17 protein-coding genes are annotated in these 18,189 nt (G+C 63.5%); 14 read left to right on the top strand and 3 right to left on the bottom strand.

Annotated elements, in window-relative coordinates; translation table 11 throughout:
* The first annotated feature begins 205 nt into the window (after nucleotides 1–205).
* The 7 genes from AC07PQ_RS19605 to AC07PQ_RS19635 all read left to right on the top strand — a co-directional run bounded on the left by AC07PQ_RS19605 (nucleotide 206) and on the right by AC07PQ_RS19635 (nucleotide 8,555).
* A complete protein-coding gene (locus AC07PQ_RS19605) occupies nucleotides 206–1,465 on the top strand; it encodes a D-mannose isomerase (RefSeq protein WP_493186078.1) in 1,260 nt (419 codons plus the stop codon).
* A 118-nt stretch (nucleotides 1,466–1,583) separates the two neighbouring features.
* A complete protein-coding gene (locus AC07PQ_RS19610; protein WP_007926323.1) occupies nucleotides 1,584–2,891 on the top strand; it encodes an ABC transporter substrate-binding protein in 1,308 nt (435 codons plus the stop codon).
* Nucleotides 2,892–3,074: 183 nt separating this feature from the next.
* Entirely contained in the window at nucleotides 3,075–3,983 is a 909-nt protein-coding gene (locus AC07PQ_RS19615) for a carbohydrate ABC transporter permease (RefSeq protein ID WP_007926330.1), read from the top strand.
* The gene (locus AC07PQ_RS19620; protein ID WP_007926331.1) at nucleotides 3,976–4,821 is read left to right on the top strand and encodes a carbohydrate ABC transporter permease; all 846 of its coding nucleotides are present in this window, start codon (nucleotides 3,976–3,978) and stop codon (nucleotides 4,819–4,821) included. Before AC07PQ_RS19615 ends, AC07PQ_RS19620 begins: the two co-directional genes overlap by 8 nt.
* Nucleotides 4,822–4,824: 3 nt before the next feature.
* On the top strand, nucleotides 4,825–5,985 hold the full coding sequence (locus tag AC07PQ_RS19625) for an ABC transporter ATP-binding protein (RefSeq protein WP_053262357.1): 1,161 nt from the start codon (nucleotides 4,825–4,827) through the stop codon (nucleotides 5,983–5,985).
* A 121-nt stretch (nucleotides 5,986–6,106) separates the two neighbouring features.
* On the top strand, nucleotides 6,107–7,456 hold the full coding sequence (locus tag AC07PQ_RS19630) for a carbohydrate porin (RefSeq protein ID WP_007926337.1): 1,350 nt from the start codon (nucleotides 6,107–6,109) through the stop codon (nucleotides 7,454–7,456).
* Between the two features lie 244 nt (nucleotides 7,457–7,700).
* A complete protein-coding gene (locus AC07PQ_RS19635) occupies nucleotides 7,701–8,555 on the top strand; it encodes a D-hexose-6-phosphate mutarotase (RefSeq protein WP_007921951.1) in 855 nt (284 codons plus the stop codon).
* 103 nt (nucleotides 8,556–8,658) lie between these two features.
* Here the strand turns inward: AC07PQ_RS19635 and AC07PQ_RS19640 are convergent, their stop codons facing one another.
* Entirely contained in the window at nucleotides 8,659–9,519 is an 861-nt protein-coding gene (locus AC07PQ_RS19640; protein ID WP_169914959.1) for a MurR/RpiR family transcriptional regulator, read from the bottom strand.
* 209 nt (nucleotides 9,520–9,728) lie between these two features.
* Between AC07PQ_RS19640 and zwf the strand changes: the two genes are divergently transcribed.
* Genes zwf through AC07PQ_RS19655 form a run of 3 tightly spaced genes read left to right on the top strand, consistent with a single transcriptional unit; the run spans nucleotide 9,729 to nucleotide 12,581 of the window.
* Nucleotides 9,729–11,198, top strand: a complete 1,470-nt coding sequence (zwf, locus tag AC07PQ_RS19645) for a glucose-6-phosphate dehydrogenase (RefSeq protein WP_007921955.1) — start codon at nucleotides 9,729–9,731, stop codon at nucleotides 11,196–11,198.
* Nucleotides 11,185–11,898: a 6-phosphogluconolactonase gene (pgl, locus tag AC07PQ_RS19650; protein ID WP_493186077.1), complete on the top strand. Its 714-nt coding sequence runs from the start codon at nucleotides 11,185–11,187 to the stop codon at nucleotides 11,896–11,898. The genes zwf and pgl overlap by 14 nt, the downstream gene beginning before the upstream one ends.
* A 17-nt stretch (nucleotides 11,899–11,915) precedes the next feature.
* Nucleotides 11,916–12,581 carry a bifunctional 4-hydroxy-2-oxoglutarate aldolase/2-dehydro-3-deoxy-phosphogluconate aldolase gene (locus AC07PQ_RS19655; RefSeq protein WP_007921959.1) on the top strand — a complete coding sequence of 222 codons (666 nt, stop codon included), beginning with the start codon at nucleotides 11,916–11,918 and terminating at the stop codon, nucleotides 12,579–12,581.
* Nucleotides 12,582–12,866: 285 nt separating this feature from the next.
* Here AC07PQ_RS19655 and AC07PQ_RS19660 read toward each other — a convergent pair whose 3' ends face one another.
* Both AC07PQ_RS19660 and AC07PQ_RS19665 read right to left on the bottom strand, forming a co-directional pair.
* Nucleotides 12,867–14,054 carry an aminotransferase class V-fold PLP-dependent enzyme gene (locus AC07PQ_RS19660; RefSeq protein WP_493186076.1) on the bottom strand — a complete coding sequence of 396 codons (1,188 nt, stop codon included), beginning with the start codon at nucleotides 14,052–14,054 and terminating at the stop codon, nucleotides 12,867–12,869.
* A 10-nt stretch (nucleotides 14,055–14,064) separates the two neighbouring features.
* Nucleotides 14,065–14,301 carry a DUF3820 family protein gene (locus tag AC07PQ_RS19665; RefSeq protein ID WP_007925076.1) on the bottom strand — a complete coding sequence of 79 codons (237 nt, stop codon included), beginning with the start codon at nucleotides 14,299–14,301 and terminating at the stop codon, nucleotides 14,065–14,067.
* Between the two features lie 204 nt (nucleotides 14,302–14,505).
* Here AC07PQ_RS19665 and AC07PQ_RS19670 point away from each other — a divergent pair, with 204 nt between their 5' ends.
* From AC07PQ_RS19670 to AC07PQ_RS19685, 4 genes are all read left to right on the top strand, one after another.
* Nucleotides 14,506–14,973 carry a ferritin-like domain-containing protein gene (locus AC07PQ_RS19670; protein WP_101338867.1) on the top strand — a complete coding sequence of 156 codons (468 nt, stop codon included), beginning with the start codon at nucleotides 14,506–14,508 and terminating at the stop codon, nucleotides 14,971–14,973.
* 156 nt (nucleotides 14,974–15,129) lie between these two features.
* A complete protein-coding gene (locus AC07PQ_RS19675) occupies nucleotides 15,130–17,118 on the top strand; it encodes an FUSC family protein (RefSeq protein WP_493186075.1) in 1,989 nt (662 codons plus the stop codon).
* Entirely contained in the window at nucleotides 17,105–17,311 is a 207-nt protein-coding gene (locus AC07PQ_RS19680; RefSeq protein ID WP_007925079.1) for a DUF1656 domain-containing protein, read from the top strand. The genes AC07PQ_RS19675 and AC07PQ_RS19680 overlap by 14 nt, the downstream gene beginning before the upstream one ends.
* Before the next feature lie 10 nt (nucleotides 17,312–17,321).
* Nucleotides 17,322–18,185 (top strand): efflux RND transporter periplasmic adaptor subunit, encoded by an 864-nt coding sequence (locus tag AC07PQ_RS19685; RefSeq protein WP_053262350.1) that lies wholly within the window; start codon nucleotides 17,322–17,324, stop codon nucleotides 18,183–18,185.
* The last annotated feature ends 4 nt before the right edge of the window (nucleotides 18,186–18,189 follow it).

An 18,189-nucleotide genomic window follows, 5' to 3' on the forward strand; every position in this document is an offset into this window, starting at 1 on the left:
GTAGCGGTCGTAAAACTTTATGCCGCGCTTGGTCGTATGACCGAGGCGCCGGTTTTGCGAGCCCTGCGGTCTCGAGCGCAACCTGCGGCAGCGGCTACAGGGGTTTTGTCACGGCTTGGTGACATTTCCTGTGACCTTCGTTACCTGCCCGCGCGAACCCGTTGTTTAGACTCAAGGCCTTGATAAGAACAACAACAGGTTCGCCATGAACACTATTCCACTGACGTTCAGCAGCTGGCTGAACGCTCCTGCCCATCATCAATGGCTGGCCGCCGAAGGCCAGCGCCTGCTGGGGTTCGCCCGCGCGGCACGGCTGCCCGAAGGCTTCGGCGACCTGGACGAGCGCGGGCGCCTGCCGAGCGGTGCCCGCGCCGGCACCATGAACACCGCGCGCATGACTCACAGTTTCGCCATGGCCCATATCCAGGGCATTCCCGGCTACGCCGCGCTGGTGGACCACGGCATCGCCGCGCTCAACGGTGCGCTGCACGATGGCCAGTACGGCGGCTGGTTCGCCAGCCCCGGACAGGGCGACGGCAATAGCGGCAAGGCCGCCTACCTGCATGCCTTCGTCGCCCTGGCGGCGAGTTCCGCGGTGGTGGCCGCGCGCCCCGGCGCCGAGGCCTTGCTGGCGGAGGCGATCCGGGTCATCGAAACGCATTTCTGGAGCGAGGAGGAGGGCGCGATGCGCGAGTCCTTCAACCGCGACTGGAGCGGCGAGGAGGCCTATCGCGGCGCCAACAGCAACATGCACGCCACCGAGGCGTTCCTCGCCCTGGCCGATGTCACCCAGGACCCGCGCTGGCTCAACCGTGCCCTGCACATTGTCGAGCGGGTCATCCATGAGCACGCCGCCGCCGGCGATTACCGGGTCATCGAGCATTTCGACCGGCAGTGGCAGCCGCTGCCGGATTACAACCAGGAACATCCGGCCGACGGTTTCCGCCCCTATGGCACCACCCCCGGGCACGCCTTCGAATGGGCCCGCCTGCTGCTGCACCTGGAAGCCGCGCGCTGCCAGGCCGGCATGCTCAGCCCCGGCTGGCTGCTGCTGGATGCCCAGAAACTCTTCGAGAACGCCTGCCGTGACGCCTGGGACGTCGATGGCGCGCCGGGCATCGTCTACACCCTGGACTGGCAGCAGCGCCCCGTGGTGCGCCAGCGCCTGCACTGGACCCATGCCGAGGCCGCGGCGGCGGCCAGTGCCTTGCTGCAACGCACCGGGGAGGCGCAGTACGAAACCTGGTATCGGCGCTTCTGGGAGTTCACTGCCGAGCATTTCATCGACCCGCTGCACGGCAGCTGGCATCACGAGCTGGATAGCAACAACAGGCCCAGCGCCGAGATCTGGGCCGGCAAGCCGGACCTGTATCACGCCTGGCAGGCGGTGCTGATTCCGCGCCTGCCCCTGGCACCGAGCATGGCGTTAGCCCTGGCCGAAGTGTCTAGACTGGGCATTGTGTAACCATGTGGTGACATTCGCGCATCCCTTCGTTACCTGCGCGGGTGGGTCCCCTGTTTAGAATCCTATGCAGCGCAAGCACCAGACTTGCATGCATAACAACAAGAAAGGTACACCTCAGATGAATGCGATTTCTCGTCTAGCTGCTGTCATTTCCGTTGCCTCGTTGTTTCCCCTCAGTGCATTCCCTCTCGTTTCCGTTGCCGCCGATGCCAAAGGCTCCGTGGAAGTCGTCCATTGGTGGACTTCCGGCGGTGAAAAAGCGGCGGTCGATGTGCTCAAGGCCCAAGTCGAAAAAGACGGTTTCACCTGGAAAGACGGCGCAGTCGCCGGCGGTGGCGGTGCCACGGCCATGACCGTGCTGAAAAGCCGCGCCGTTTCCGGCAACCCGCCGGGCGTTGCCCAGATCAAGGGCCCGGACATCCAGGAGTGGGGCAGCACCGGCCTGCTCAGCACCGACGCGCTGAAAGATGTGGCCAAGTCGGAAAACTGGGACGGCCTGCTTTCCAAGAAAGTCTCCGACACCGTGAAGTACGAAGGTGACTATGTCGCGGTGCCGGTGAACATCCACCGCGTCAACTGGCTGTGGATCAACCCGGAAGTCTTCAAGAAGGCCGGGATCGACAAGGCCCCGACCACCCTCGAAGAATTCTATGCCGCCGGCGACAAGCTCAAGGCCGCCGGCTTCATCGCCCTGGCCCATGGCGGCCAGCCATGGCAGGACAGCACCGTGTTCGAAGACGTGGTGCTCTCGGTCATGGGCGCCGATGGCTACAAGAAAGCCCTGGTCGACCTGGACCAGAAAACCCTCGCCGGCCCGGAGATGACCAAGGCTTTCACCGAGCTGAAGAAAGTCACCGGCTACATGGACCCGAACCGCGCCGGGCGTGACTGGAACATCGCTGCCGCCGACGTCATCAACGGCAAGGCCGGCATGCAGATGATGGGCGACTGGGCCAAGAGCGAGTGGACCGCGGCGAAGAAAGTCGCCGGCAAGGACTACCAGTGCGTGGCTTTCCCGGGCACCGACAAAGCCTTCACCTACAACATCGACTCCCTGGCGGTGTTCAAGCTCAAGGCCGATCGCAAAGGCGATATCGCCGCGCAGCAGGACCTGGCCAAGGTCGCCCTGGGCAAGGACTTCCAGAAGGTCTTCAGCATCAACAAGGGTTCGATCCCGGTGCGCACCGACATGCTCAACGACATGGCCGCGCAAGGTTTCGACTCCTGCGCCCAGGCGGCGGCCAAGGACTTCCTGGCCGACGACAAGACCGGCGGCCTGCAACCGAGCATGGCGCACAACATGGCCACCTCCCTGGCCGTGCAGGGCGCGATCTTCGATGTGGTGACCAATTTCATGAACGACAAGGACGCGGACCCGGCCAAGGCCAGTGCGCAGCTGGCGTCGGCGGTCAAGGCTGCTCAGTAACGCCGAATGCCGCAGGCCTGCCTGCGGCGATTTATCTGACGGCTCTTTCCCCTGTAGGAGCAAGCTTGCTCGCGATGACTGCATGACATTCGACAGAGGTGTCGGCAGTCGGATCGCTATCGCGAGCAAGCTCGCTCCTACAGAGGGCGTGTCGGACCTCACTTCTTCAATTGGATTATCCCGATGAGCTCTGTGGCGGTTTTCAGCAAAGCCTCACCGTTTGACGCGCTGCAGCGCTGGCTCCCCAAGTTGGTCCTGGCGCCAAGCATGCTGATCGTCCTGGTCGGTTTTTACGGTTACATCATCTGGACGTTCATTCTGTCCTTCACCAACTCCAGCTTCATGCCGAGCTACAAGTGGGTCGGCCTGCAGCAATACATGCGCCTGATGGACAACGACCGCTGGTGGGTGGCGAGCAAGAACCTGGCGCTGTTCGGCGGCATGTTCATCGGCATCAGCCTGGTGCTCGGCGTGTTCCTGGCGGTGCTGCTGGACCAGCGCATCCGCAGGGAAGGCTTTATCCGCACCGTCTACCTGTACCCGATGGCGCTGTCGATGATCGTCACCGGCACCGCCTGGAAGTGGCTGCTCAACCCTGGCCTGGGCCTGGACAAGATGCTGCGTGACTGGGGCTGGGAAGGCTTTCGCCTGGACTGGCTGGTGGATCAGGACCGCGTGGTGTACTGCCTGGTGATCGCCGCCGTGTGGCAGGCCTCCGGCTTTGTCATGGCGATGTTCCTCGCCGGCTTGCGCGGCGTCGACCAGTCGATCATCCGCGCCGCCCAGGTCGATGGCGCGAGCCTGCCGACCATCTACCTGAAGATCGTCCTGCCGAGCCTGCGCCCAGTGTTCTTCAGCGCCTTCATGATCCTCGCGCACATCGCGATCAAGAGCTTCGACCTGGTGGCGGCAATGACCGCCGGTGGCCCTGGCTACTCGTCCGACCTGCCGGCGATGTTCATGTATTCCTTCACCTTCAGCCGTGGGCAGATGGGCATAGGTTCGGCCAGCGCCATGCTGATGCTGGGCGCGGTGCTGACCATCCTGGTGCCGTACCTGTACTCCGAACTGCGAGGCAAACGCCATGACTAACCAGCTCGGAAAACCTGCGCTGAACTTCAGCCGCATCGCCATCTACGCCACCCTGCTGCTGGCCGCGGCGGTGTACCTGGTGCCGCTGGTGGTGATGCTGCTCACCAGCTTCAAGACCCCGGAAGACATCCGCACCGGCAACCTGCTGAGCTGGCCGGCCGTGATCGACGGCATCGGCTGGATCAAGGCCTGGGACACCGTGGGCGGCTACTTCTGGAACTCGGTGAAGATCACCGTGCCGGCGGTGATCATCTCGACCTTCGTCGGTGCCATGAACGGCTACGTGCTGTCGATGTGGCGCTTCCGTGGTTCGCAGCTGTTCTTCGGCCTGCTGCTGTTCGGCTGCTTCCTGCCGTTCCAGACCGTGCTGCTGCCGGCGTCCTTCACCCTCGGCAAGTTCGGCCTGGCCAACACCACCAGCGGCCTGGTGCTGGTGCACGTGGTCTACGGGCTGGCGTTCACCACGTTGTTCTTCCGCAACTACTACGTGAGCATCCCGGACGCCCTGGTCAAGGCCGCGCGCCTGGACGGCGCGGGCTTCTTCACCATCTTCGGCAAGATCCTGCTGCCGATGTCGGTGCCGATCGTCATGGTCTGCCTGATCTGGCAGTTCACCCAGATCTGGAACGATTTCCTGTTCGGCGTGGTGTTCGCCAGCGGCGATGCGCAACCGATCACCGTGGCCTTGAACAACCTGGTCAACACCAGCACCGGGACCAAGGAATACAACGTTGATATGGCGGCGGCGATGATCGCCGGGCTGCCGACACTGCTGGTCTACATATTCGCTGGCAAGTATTTCCTGCGTGGGCTGACGTCCGGCGCGGTCAAGGGGTAAAAGATGGCAACTCTCGAATTACGCAACGTCAACAAGACCTACGGCAGCGGCTTGCCGGACACCCTGAAGAACATCGAACTGAAGATCGATGACGGTGAGTTCCTGATTCTCGTGGGGCCCTCGGGCTGCGGTAAATCCACCCTGATGAACTGCATCGCCGGCCTGGAAAACATCAGCGGCGGGGCGATCCTGGTGGACGACGCCGACATCAGCGGCATGAGCCCGAAAGACCGCGACATCGCCATGGTGTTCCAGTCCTACGCGCTGTACCCGACCATGAGCGTGCGCGACAACATCGCCTTCGGCCTGAAGATCCGCAAGATGCCGGCCGCCGAGATCGACGAGGAAGTGGCGCGGGTGGCCAAGCTGCTGCAGATCGAACACCTGCTCAGCCGCAAACCCGGCCAGCTGTCCGGCGGCCAGCAACAGCGCGTGGCCATGGGCCGGGCCCTGGCGCGGCGGCCGAAGATCTACCTGTTCGACGAACCGCTGTCCAACCTCGACGCCAAGCTGCGGGTCGAGATGCGCACCGAAATGAAACTGATGCACCAGCGCCTGAAAACCACCACGGTCTACGTCACCCACGACCAGATCGAAGCCATGACCCTGGGCGACAAGGTGGCGGTGATGAAGGACGGCATCATCCAGCAGTTCGGTACTCCGAAACAGATCTACAACGACCCGGCCAACCTGTTCGTGGCCAGCTTCATCGGCTCACCGCCGATGAACTTCATCCCCCTGCGCCTGCAGCGCAAGGACGGCCGCCTGCTGGCCCTGCTGGACAGCGGCCAGGCCCGTTGCGAGCTGCCTTTGGGCATGCAGGACGCCGGCCTGGAAGACCGTGAAGTGATCCTCGGCATCCGCCCGGAGCAGATCGGCCTGGCGAACGGCGAGGGCAACGGCCTGCCGACCCTGCGCGCCGAGGTCCAGGTTACCGAGCCGACCGGCCCCGACACCCTGGTGTTCGTCAACCTCAACGGCACCAAGGTCTGCTGCCGCCTGGCGCCGGATGTGGCGCCGCAGGTCGGCGAAACCCTGACCCTGCAATTCGATCCGGCCAAGGTTCTGCTGTTCGATGCCAAGAGTGGCGAGCGCCTGGGGGTTGCGGCCCCTGCGCAGGCCGAAGCCCATGCCAGCAACGTGGCGCAGTTCAAGGGGCGTTGAAGCCCGCGTTATTGGAGCAAGGACATACCGAATGCGCGGCGGATGGCCTGTCATCCGTCGCATCAGGTGTAAACCGCGTTAGAGAAAAACAGTTAATAACAATAAAGACGAGGATGTAGGGATGAAAAAGAAGAGCACCAATGCACGCTTGATCTGCCAGTTGTCAGCGATTGCGGCAATGACCCTGGCCGGTAGCGCGCACGCTGACGAAGCGTTCAGCGCCGATTCGAAATGGATGACCGGCGACTGGGGTGGCGAGCGGACCAAGCTGCTCGAGAAGGGGATCGACATCAAGGCCGATTACGTTGGCGAAATGGGCGCCAACCTGCACGGCGGCTACAACGACGACAAGACCGGGCGCTACAGCGACCAGTTCGGCCTGGGCGTGGCGCTGGACCTGGAAAAACTCTGGGGCTGGGACAATACCCAGGCGAAGATCCAGTTGACCAACCGTAACGGCCAGAACATCTCCAATGACCGTATCGGCGATCCGCGTGCCGGCACCCTGAGCTCTTCCCAGGAAGTCTACGGCCGTGGCCACATGGTGCGTCTGACCCAATTGTGGATCCAGCACCAGTTCCTCGACGGCAAGCTCGACGTCAAGGCCGGTTACTTCGGCGAAGGCGAAGACTTCAACACCTTCCCCTGCGACTTCCAGAACCTGGCGTTCTGCGGCTCCCAGGTGGGCAACTGGGCGACCAACATCTGGTACAACTGGCCGGTCAGCCAGGCGGCACTGCGGGTGAAGTACCACATCACCCCTGAGCTGTACGCGCAGATCGGCGCGTACAACCAGAACCCGTCGCAACTGGAGCACGGCAACGGCTTCAAGCTCAGCGGCAGCGGTACCAAGGGCACCGTCCTGCCGGTCGAGCTGGTCTGGTCGCCGAAGGTCAACAACCTGCCGGGCGAGTACCGCGTCGGTTACTACAAGAGCACCGCCGATGCCAGCGACGTGCGCGAGGACGTCAATGGCCAGGACGCCGCGGTCACCGGCGACAGCTATCGCGTGCACAGCAGCAAGCACGGCTACTGGTTCGTCGGGCAGCAGCAGCTCACCACCCACAACGGCGATGCGACCCGCGGTCTGAACATCGCGGCCAATGCCACGTTCCACGACAAGGACACCAACTTCATCGACAACTACCAGTCGCTGATGCTGGTGTACAAGGGCCCGTTCGACGCACGTCCGAAGGATGACGTCGGCATTGGTTTCGCCCGTATCCATGTCAACGACGATGTGAAGAAAAACGCCCAGTTGCTCAATGACACCAACGGCGTCAGCAACTACGACGATCCGCTGTTCTCGCCGATCCGCGAGACTGAGTACAACTACGAAATCAACTACGGCTTCCATGTCACCAACTGGCTGACCGTGCGTCCCAACCTGCAGTACATCACCCATCCAGGCGGTGTGGATGAAGTCGACAACGCCCTGGTGGCCGGCCTGAAAATTCAGTCGGTGTTCTAACGCTGTTGCGATAAGCTCCTCCTCTATGTGCGCATTTTTGCGGATGGCCCAGGCTATCCGCTTTTTTTTGCGGGACAATTCGCCCCCTGTAGCCGCTGCCGCAGGCTGCGATAAGGCCGCAGGCCTTCAGCGATCTTGAGGACGCTACGGCCGTTCCGGCCGATCGCAGCCTGCGGCAGCGGCTACAGGAGCTTGCGCAGCATGATGACTATCAGGACAGCAATGATCTTCAGGACCGTGGCCCATGCATGAGCATCCGCTACAACGCTTTTTCAAATCCTTGCGCGAACGCCCGACCTTCGCCTGGGAGCGCTATCAGATGCGCGATGTGCTGGTGATCGACCATCCACTGTGCCAGGCGGTGTTCAGTCGCCAGGGCGCGCAGCTCCTGCACTTTCAGCCGACCGGGCAGAAGCCCTGGCTGTGGTGCGCGGCGAAGTGGCCGCAGGTCGGGGCGATCCGTGGCGGGGTGCCGGTGTGCTGGCCCTGGTACGGCCGTCACCCGAGCGAAAACGCCTGGCCGTCCCATGGCTGGGCCCGGCTGATCGACTGGAAGCTGCTCGACAGCCGCAGCGATGACGAGGGCGTGTACTTGCACTGGCAGTTGCAACTGTGCGACTGGCAGGTCGACCTGCACGCGCACCTGGGCGAAAGCCTGGACCTGCGCCTGAGCACCGAGCACCAGGACAGCCTGCCGTGCCAGCTGAGCCAGGCTTTGCACGCCTACTGGCGTATTGGCGACGTCGGTGAGGTAGCGCTGTCTGGGCTTGATGGCGCCGAGGGTTACGACCAGTTGAGCCGCCAGGCGTGCCGGCAAACGGGCGAGCTACGGGTCGATGGCGGCTGCCAGCGGGTGTTCCAGCATGAGGGCGAATTGCAGCTCAAGGACCATGCCTGGCAGCGCGAATTGCGCATCGACACCGGCGACACCGCCGACACCGTGGTCTGGCATCCGGGCAGCCGGCCGCTGCTGGGGGTGAGCTGGAACGAGGTGTCCGGGTTCGTCTGCGTCGAGGCGGCGGCGGGCGGCACCGACAGCCTGTGCCTGGCGCCGGGGGAGCGGGCGCATCTGAGCCTGCAGGCGCGAGCGGGGGCGTAGTGGCGGGTTGGCGGTGTGGCTGCTGCCGTCATCGCGGGCAATCGAGCGTCGACCGGCCGCTCCTACAGTTCGATGTGTTCCTGTAGGAGCGGCCAGGCGAAACTCAGTTGTACTCGTCGCCCACCGGATAACGGCTGGCGTTGAGGCTTTCCTTGATCTTGCGCAGGTGCGGCTGGAAGTCCACGCCGCGGCGCAGGGTCATGCCGGTGGCGAGGACGTCGAGCACGGTGAGCTGGATGATCCGCGAGGTCATCGGCATGTAGATGTCGGTGTCTTCCGGCAGCGGGATGTTCAGGCTCAGGGTACTGGCCTTGGCCAGCGGCGAGCCGGCGGCGGTCAGGCCGAGTACCGAGGCGCCGTTTTCCCGGGCGATGCGCGCCACTTCCACCAGCTCGCGGGTGCGCCCGGTGTAGGAGATGATCACGAACAGCTCGCCGGTGTGCGCCACCGAGGCGATCATCCGCTGCATCAGCACATCGGCATGGGCGGTCACCGCCAGGTTGAAGCGGAAGAACTTGTGCTGGGCATCTAGGGCCACCGGGGCCGAGGCGCCGAGGCCGAAGAAGTGGATCTGCCGGGCCTGGATCAGCAGGTCGACGGCGCGGCTGATCAGGTTCGGGTCCAGGGCCTGGCAGGCGCTGTCCAGGGAGGCGATGGCGCTGCCGAAGATTTTCTGGGTGTAGGCTTCGGGGTTGTCGTCGGCTTCCACCGCGCGGCTGACGTAGGCCGCGCCGCTGGCCAGGCTCTGGGCCAGTTGCAGCTTGAGTTCGGGGTAGCCGCTGACGCCGAACGAGCGGCAGAAACGGTTGACCGTCGGCTCGCTGACCGAAGCGGCCTGGGCGAGGGCAGCAATACTGAAGCGGGTCGCCTGCTGTGGGTTGAGCAGGATGACTTCGGCGACTTTACGTTCCGCCTTGTTCAATTCTTCAAGGCGATTCTGGATCTGTTCCAGAAGATTTCGCACGCGGTCCATTAGGGTTTTCCTGGTTCGGCAATGCAAAGGAAGCCGGTCTTAACCGGTCTTTGGCGGTGGCCTATCCTACTGATGGCTCCGACGGACCACCACTTCGAATCTATATTTTGCTAAAATGTTGTGGTTATTACTACATTTTCCCTTGAGTGATGCCTTGAAAAAAGGTATTTGTAGCTTAACTTGATAAAAGAACAAACATCATGCCTTCGATAACGGTTGAACCGTGCACCTTTGCCTTGTTCGGCGCGCTGGGCGATCTGGCGCTTCGCAAATTGTTTCCTGCCCTCTACCAACTCGATGGCGCCGGCCTGCTGCATGACGACACGCGCATTCTGGCCCTGGCCCGCGAGCCGGGCAGCGAACAGCAGCACCTGTCATTCATTGAAGCGCAATTGCGCAAGTATGTCGGTGCCAAGGAGATCGACGCAGCGGTGCTGGAGCGCTTCCTGGCGCGCCTGACCTACCTGCACGTGGACTTCCTCAAGGCCGAGGATTACCAGGCCCTGGCCGAGCTGGCCGGGCGCGAGCAACGCCTGATCGCCTATTTCGCCACGCCGGCGGCGGTGTACGGGGCGATCTGCGAGAACCTGTCGAAGGCTGGCCTGGCGGAAAACACCCGCGTGGTGCTGGAAAAGCCCATCGGTTCGGACCTGGAGTCGTCGCGCAAGGTCAACGACGCGGTGGCGCAGTTCTTCCCGGAGAACCGCATCTATCGCATCGACCACTACCTGGGCAAAGAGACGGTGCAGAACCTGATCGCCCTGCGTTTCGCCAACAGCCTGTTCGAGACCCAGTGGAACCAGAACTACATCTCCCACGTGGAAATCACCGTGGCCGAGAAGGTCGGCATCGAAGGCCGCTGGGGCTATTTCGACAAGGCCGGCCAGCTGCGGGACATGATCCAGAACCACCTGTTGCAACTGCTCTGCCTGATCGCCATGGACCCGCCCGCCGACCTCTCGGCCGACAGCATCCGTGACGAGAAGGTCAAGGTGCTCAAGGCCCTGGCGCCGATCAGCCCGGAAGGCCTGACCACCCAGGTGGTGCGTGGCCAGTACATCGCCGGGCACAGCGAAGGCAAGGCCGTGCCGGGGTACCTGGAGGAAGAGAATTCCAACACCCAGAGCGACACCGAAACCTTCGTCGCCCTGCGGGCCGACATCCGCAACTGGCGTTGGGCCGGGGTGCCGTTCTACCTGCGTACCGGCAAGCGCATGCCGCAGAAGCTGTCGCAGATCGTCATTCACTTCAAGGAGCCGTCGCACTATATCTTCGCCCCCGAGCAGCGCCTGCAGATCAGCAACAAGCTGATCATCCGCCTGCAGCCGGACGAAGGTATCTCCCTGCGGGTGATGACCAAGGAACAAGGCCTGGACAAGGGCATGCAACTGCGCAGCGGCCCGTTGCAGCTGAATTTTTCCGATACCTATCGCAGCGCGCGGATTCCCGATGCCTACGAGCGGTTGTTGCTGGAAGTGATGCGCGGCAACCAGAACCTGTTTGTCCGCAAAGATGAAATCGAAGCCGCGTGGAAGTGGTGCGACCAGTTGATCGCCGGTTGGAAGAAATCCGGCGATGCGCCCAAGCCGTATGCGGCCGGGTCGTGGGGGCCGATGAGCTCCATCGCACTGATCACGCGGGACGGGAGGTCGTGGTATGGCGATATCTAAATTGAAACTGCCCGCGGGCGTGCACGCCCACGAGTTCCATAGCCCGGCGCTGTTGGCCGAAGGCCTGGCGCTGAAGGTGGCCGGGCAACTGAGCCAGGCGATCCAGGTTCGCGGCGAAGCCACGCTGGTGGTGTCCGGCGGGCGCAGCCCGGTGGCGTTTTTCCAGCACCTGGCCAAGCAGCACCTGGACTGGTCCAAGGTGTTGATCACCCTGGCGGACGAGCGCTGGGTCCCGGTCGAACATGCCGACAGCAACGCCGGCCTGCTCAAGCGTTACCTGCTCCAAGGGCCGGCGGCCAAGGCGAAGTTCCTCAGCCTGTACAACGCCGCGGCGAACCTCGAACAGGCCGCGGTGCAGGCCGATCGTCTGCTGGCCGAGTTGTCGGCCATCGACGTGCTGATCCTGGGCATGGGCGACGACGGTCACACCGCCTCGCTGTTCCCCAACAGCCCGAACCTGGCCCAAGCCCTGCGGGCCGACGGCCAGCGGCGCTGCTGGCCGATGCTGGCGCCGAGCGTGCCGCATCAGCGCCTGAGCATGAGCCGCGCCTTGCTGGCCTCGGCCACGTACAGCGTGCTGTCGATTTCCGGTCAATCCAAATTGACCACCCTGAGTGCCGCACTGGCCGGTGACGATGTCGCCGCGATGCCGATTCGTGCCTTCCTGCAACCTCCGTTAGAGATTTACTGGTGCCCATGAGCCAAGGATCAGCCGCTATGACAATCCCACAACCGACCGTTTCCATGGCGGACAAAGTTGCCCTGATCGACAGCCTCTGCGCCAAGGCGCGGATTCTGCCGGTGATCACCATCGCCCGCGAACAGGACGTGCTGCCCCTGGCTGACGCCCTGGCCGCCGGTGGCCTGACCGCGCTGGAAGTGACCTTGCGCTCGCAGTTCGGCCTCAAGGCCATCCAGATCCTGCGCGAGCAGCGTCCGGAGCTGGTGACCGGTGCCGGCACCGTGCTCGATCGGCAGATGCTGGCCGCCGCCGAAGCCGCCGGTTCGCAGTTCATTGTCACCCCGGGCATTACCCGCGACCTGCTAGAAGCCAGTGTCGCCAGCCCGATTCCGCTGTTGCCGGGGATCAGCAATGCCTCCGGGATCATGGAGGGTTACAGCCTGGGCTATCGCCGCTTCAAGCTGTTCCCGGCGGAAGTCAGCGGCGGCGTGGCTGCGATCAAGGCCCTGGGTGGTCCGTTCGGCGAGGTGAAGTTCTGCCCGACCGGCGGTGTCGGCCCGGCCAATATCAAGAGCTACATGGCGTTGAAGAACGTGATGTGCGTCGGCGGTAGCTGGATGCTCGATCCCGAGTGGATCAAGAACGGCGACTGGGCGCGGATCCAGGAGTGCACGGCCGAGGCCCTGGCGCTGCTGGACTGACAGCTTTCCTGCTTTTTTCAAAGATTCGTTGGTGTGTTCTACGGCTTTACGGTGCGCTTGGTCGGTGCACCGTTTTTTTTGCCTGGAGAAAAGCTACCTGGCGACGCTGGGTCTTCTGTAGGAGCGCAGCTTGCGCGCGATGACGCCCGGGGCGGGCAACGCGATGGGATGCCCGTTACTGCCTGTAGCCGCTGCCGCAGGCTGCGATCGGCCGAAAGGCCGTAGCGTCATCTGGATCGCAGAAGGTCCTTCGGACCTGTCGCAGCCTGCGGCAGCGGCTACAGGTCATTCAACTGCCAGTTCGGTCAATGCCTCGACCAGCATCTGGATATCCGCGCTCGGCGTAGTAAAGCCCGGTGTCACCCGGATACAGGGCCCGCAACGCGAACCGCTGCGCGCCACGGTGAACAGGTTGTATTCCTGGAGCAGCCGCTCGGCCATCGCCTGCTGGTCCGGCTGGCGGGTGAAGCGAAACGAGGTGATGCCGCAATACAGCCGTGGATCGTCCGGGGTCATGACTTCAATGCCGGGCAGGTCGCGCACCTGGCTCACCCACAGGTCGCGCAGGTAATTCAGGCGTGCGCCCTTGAGGGCCGAGCCGCCCATGCCGCGGTGCTCCTCGAACACCCGGGGCAAGGTCAGCCAGGCCGGGATGTTCGGCGTGCCATACGGCGCCCGTGAGCGGATATCGTCCAGGGCATAACGTTGCTCGCCCATGTCCGGATCGATATCGGCCAGGCGTTGCGGGTCGATATAGACAAAACCCAGGCTCAGCGGCGCGCCAATCCACTTCTGCAGGTTATAGCCGGCGAACGCCACGCCCAGTTCACTGAGCTGGAAATCGACCTGGGCCAGGGCGTGGGCGCCGTCGAGGATGACGTCGATTCCCCGTTCGCGGGCATCCAGGGCGATGGCCTGGACCGGCAGTACCAGCCCGGTGCGGTGGGTGACGTGGGTCAGGGCCATCAGCTTCAGCCGAGGGTAGCGCTCGAAGGCCTCGCGATAGCTGCCCAGCAGGCTGTCGAAACTCGCCGGATGAGCATGCTCGATCTCGATGACCTCGACCCCGCGATGGCGCGCCAGCCAGCGCATGGCGCCCTTGACGCTGTCGTATTCCAGGTCGCTGATCAGCACCTGATCGCCCGGCTGGAGGCGGTTGTAGTTGCGAATCAGCGATTGCAGCGCCTCCGAAGCGCTGCGGGTGAGGGCGATGGCCTGGCGGTCGACGCCAACCAGCTCGGCCAATTGCTGTCGAATCTGCAAATTACCGATCTGTTCGAAATGCTGGCGCACATGCACCGAGTTGCTGCGGTTCACGAAGTCGATCTGGCGCTGGTATTCCTCGACCACGGCGCGGCTCATGCGCCCGAAATAGCCGTTTTCCAGGTTGATCGGCCCGGGTTCGACGTCATATCGGCGGGCAATCGCCAGCCAGTAATCTTCGTCGCGGGCGAGTTGGGCATTACATGGCATGGCGGTCTTCTTAATGACGGGGTTTGGGTTTGCCGTGTTTGGCGCGCAGCGGGTCCAGTAGATCGGAAAGGCCGTTGTGATCGATTTCCTGCATCAATGCCAACAGGCCGCCCAGCTCGCCGTGGGGGAAACCTTCGCGGGCGAACCAGTTCAGGTAGGGGCCGGGCAGGTCGGCGAGGATGCGGCCCTTGTACTTGCCGTAGGGCATTTCGCGGGTGACCAGAAGTTCAAGTTTTTCGGGATTCATGGCGGCTGTCTGTAGAGGTGACGAACACCTTGGAAAATACAGGCATTCTGCATGCAGGCCAAATGACAGATCATGCAAATAACGCGGATACAGAAAGCGGTAAAAAACTTAACTATTTGAAAATAATGTAAAAATTTTAACTCCAGGGCTGGCATGCAGGGTGCAACACCTATGACAACTCCCTCAACCTGGAAGGAATAGAAAATGACTGACATCAACAAAGAAGCGATTTCGATCCTCAACGACCTGATCGAAACCAGTAAGGACGGTCAGGAGGGGTTCAAGACCTGCGCAGAAGACATCAAGCAGCCTGAGCTCAAAGCGCTGTTCGTCAAGCGCTCCGCCGACTGCGCCACCGCCGCGGCCGAATTGCAGGCCAGCGTGCGTTCCATGGGCGGCGATCCGCAGACCTCCACCAGCGTCAGTGGCGACCTGCACCGCCGTTGGGTCGACCTCAAGTCCCTGGTGACCGGCAAGGACGAAGAAGCGGTGCTCAACGAAGCCGAGCGCGGCGAAGACCACGCCCTGAAGGCCTACAAGGATGCGCTGGAGAAAATCAGTAAACACAACCTGGTCGGCATTCGTGACCTGGTGGAGCGTCAGTACCATGGCGTACAGCGCAACCACGATCAGGTCAAAGCCTTGCGCAACCAGGCCCGCGCCCGTTCATAGCGGGCTAAACCTGTCAAAAACGCCAGCCTGCCTGGCGTTTTTTTGTGCCTTGAAATTAATGCTGGACGACTGATAGTTAGCTAGCTAATAATTTGCGGGCGTCATCTCTCGCTCCCGGGCATCTATCGTTGTTTTGTCCTTCCCAGGGTTCTTTCCGTGCGTATCACTTTGCAGGCGTTGTTCGCCCCCAATCTTGCGGCCGTGCAGTTCGCGATCAAGACCGTGCTCGGCGCCGGGCTGGCGTTGTGGTTGGCCATGCGTTGGGGCCTGCAGCAGCCGTCCTGGGCCCTGATGACGGCGATCATCGTCGCCCAGCCGCTGTCCGGGATGGTCCTGCAAAAGGGCATGGCACGGCTGGTGGGGACTTTGGTGGGAACCTGCATGTCGGTGCTGTTCATGGGGCTGTTCGCCCAGACACCGTGGCTGTTCCTGCTGGCCCTGGCGCTGTGGCTGGGGCTGTGCACCGCCAGTTCGACCCTGCTGCGCAGCGCCTGGTCCTATTCCTTCGTGCTGGCCGGCTACACCGTGGCGATCATCGCCTTGCCGGCGATCTCCCATCCGTTGTCGATCTTCGACCAGGCCGTGGCGCGCTGCACGGAAATTTCCCTGGGCATTATCTGCGCCACCGCCAGCAGCGCCTTGCTCTGGCCGATGCGGGTCGAGCGGCAGTTGACCGCCCAGGCGCGCAGCGCCTGGCAAAGCGGGATGCAGGCGGCGCGGGCGACCCTGGCCGGCGATGCCCTGGCGCGCAAGGGCCTGCTGGAAATCCTCGGGCGCATCGTCGCCGTGGACTCCCAGCGCGAACATGCCTGGTTCGAAGGTCCGTCGGGGCGGCAGCGGGCGCGGGCGATCAGCGGCCTGAGCCAAAAGCTGCTGATGCTGCTGCGGATCTCCCGTTCGGTACGCCGGCAATGGAAGCAATTGGACCAGGCCGAGGCGCAGCAACTGGCGCCGTGGATGGAGCAAGTGCAGCACGCCCTGGCGGCCATGGACAAACCGACCTTGCAGGCGTTGCGACCGCAGTTGCTGGACGCTTCCCATGACTCGGCGATCAGCTCGGCGCAAAGCTATTGCCTGGCCCGTTTCACCCTGTTGCTGGATACCGCCCTGGCCGCCGGCGAGGCGCTGCGGGCGGTGGAGGAGGGCAAGGCGCCGGTGGAGCAGCCCGCCACCCTGAGCCCCCATCGCGATCTGTCGCTGGCGCTGCTGTTTGGCGCGCGCAGCGCCCTGGCTTTCCTCACCGTGGCCTGCTTCTGGCTGGCCACGGCCTGGCCGGCGGCCTCCGGGGCGATGCTGCTGACCTGCGTGGTGTGCGGCCTGTTCGCCAGTCGCGAAAACGGCGCGCAGATCGGCATGAGTTTCATGCGCGGCATCTTCCTGGCGATTCCGGCGGCCTTCATGGTCGGGCAGATCCTGCTGCCGCAGTGGAGCAGTTTCGCCCTGCTGGCGATGGCCATGGGCGTGCCGTTGTTTTTCGGCGCGCTGGGCATGGCCAAACCACAGATCGGCGCCACGGCGACCTCGTTCTGCCTGCACTTCGTGGTGCTGATTTCACCGCAGAACCCGATGACGTTCGACGTCGCGAATTTCTTCAACAGCGCCCAGGCGATGGTGCTCGGCGTAGGCGCCGCGGTGTTGGCGTTTCACCTGCTGATCCTGCGCGACCCGGCCTGGCATGGGCGGCGCCTGCTGGCGGCGACCCTGCAGGATCTGGTGCGCTTGACCCGGCGCAATCTGCGCGGCGCGGAAAGCTGGTTCGGCGGGCGCATGGCCGATCGCCTGCTGCAACTGGCGCGGCATTACCCGGAATTGCCGGAACAGGCGCGCAGCCGCTGGGACGATGGCCTGCTGGGCCTGGATATCGGCGATGAACTGATGCATTTGCGGTTGAGCCTGGCGGTAGCCCAGGTGCCCGCGGATGCTTCGCAGCGAAGTTATTTCGAGCATCTGGAACAGGTGCTGGAACAAGGGCCGGCCGCCGGTCGCGACGATGCGCTGGCTGACGCCAGCACGGCCTTGCTCGAGGCCCTGGGCAGCCAACCGCCGAGCGATGCGTTGAAGCTGGCCCAGGGTGCGGTGGTGCAGTTGCAGAAGAGCTGGCGCACCTGGTGCCGGCAGCAGGAGGAAAACCATGGGGCTGCGTGAGTGGTCGCTGGGCGGAGTGTTGCTCAGCCCGTTTCTGATTTATGTGGTGCTGGCGCTGGTGCTGACCGGGGTGTTGCGCATGCTGTTGCGCGCAACGCCTCTGGGGCGCTGGATCTGGCACGAAGCACTGTTCGATGTGGCCTTGTACGTCTGTGTCCTGACGTTGGTCACTGTCGTACTCGGACCTTTATAAGGAGTTGTTCATGCGTGCCTCCGTGCGTATCGCTTTTACTTTGTGCCTGGTGGCTGCGGCGCTGTTTGCCGGCTTTCATCTGTGGCAGTACTACATGCTCACGCCCTGGACCCGGGATGCGCGGATTCGCGCCGACGTGGTGATAGTCGCCCCCGATGTGTCGGGCTGGGTGCGTGAACTCAAGGCCTATGACAACCAGGCGGTGAAGGCCGGCGACCTGTTGCTGAGCATCGACCGCGACCGCTTCGAGGCGGCACTGGAAAAGGCCCAGGCGGTGGTGCAGACCCGCCAGCAGCAACTCAGCCTGAAAGAGCACGAAGCCAGCCGCCGGGCCAGCTTAGGCCCGCAGGCGATCAGCGCCGAGCTGCGGGAAAACGCGCAGATCAATGCCGGGGTGGCCCGTGGCGAGCTGCGCCAGGCCCAGGCCGATGCCAAGGTCGCCGAACTCAACCTGGCACGCAGCCAGGTCCGCGCACCGCGCAGCGGGCACATCACCAACCTGCGCCTGGCCGAAGGCAACTATGTGAACGCCGGGCAATCGGTGATGGCCCTGATCGACGATTCGACGTTCTACGTGCAGGCCTATTTCGAGGAAACCAAACTGCCGCGGATCAAGGTCGGCGACCCGGTCAAGGTGTGGCTGATGAGCGCTGGAGAAGCCTTGCAGGGGCATGTGGAAAGCATCAGCCGCGGCATCACCGACCGCAACGCCACGCCGGACGGGCAACTGCTGGCGGAGGTGGAACCGACCTTCAACTGGGTGCGCCTGGCGCAGCGGATTCCGGTGCGCATCAGGCTCGACAAGGTGCCCGAAGGCGTCAACCTGAGCGCCGGGATGACGGCGAGCGTTCAGGTGGAGGAGGGGGGGCGCTAATCCC

The organism is Pseudomonas sp. GW821-FHT09E12 (assembly GCF_059416085.1).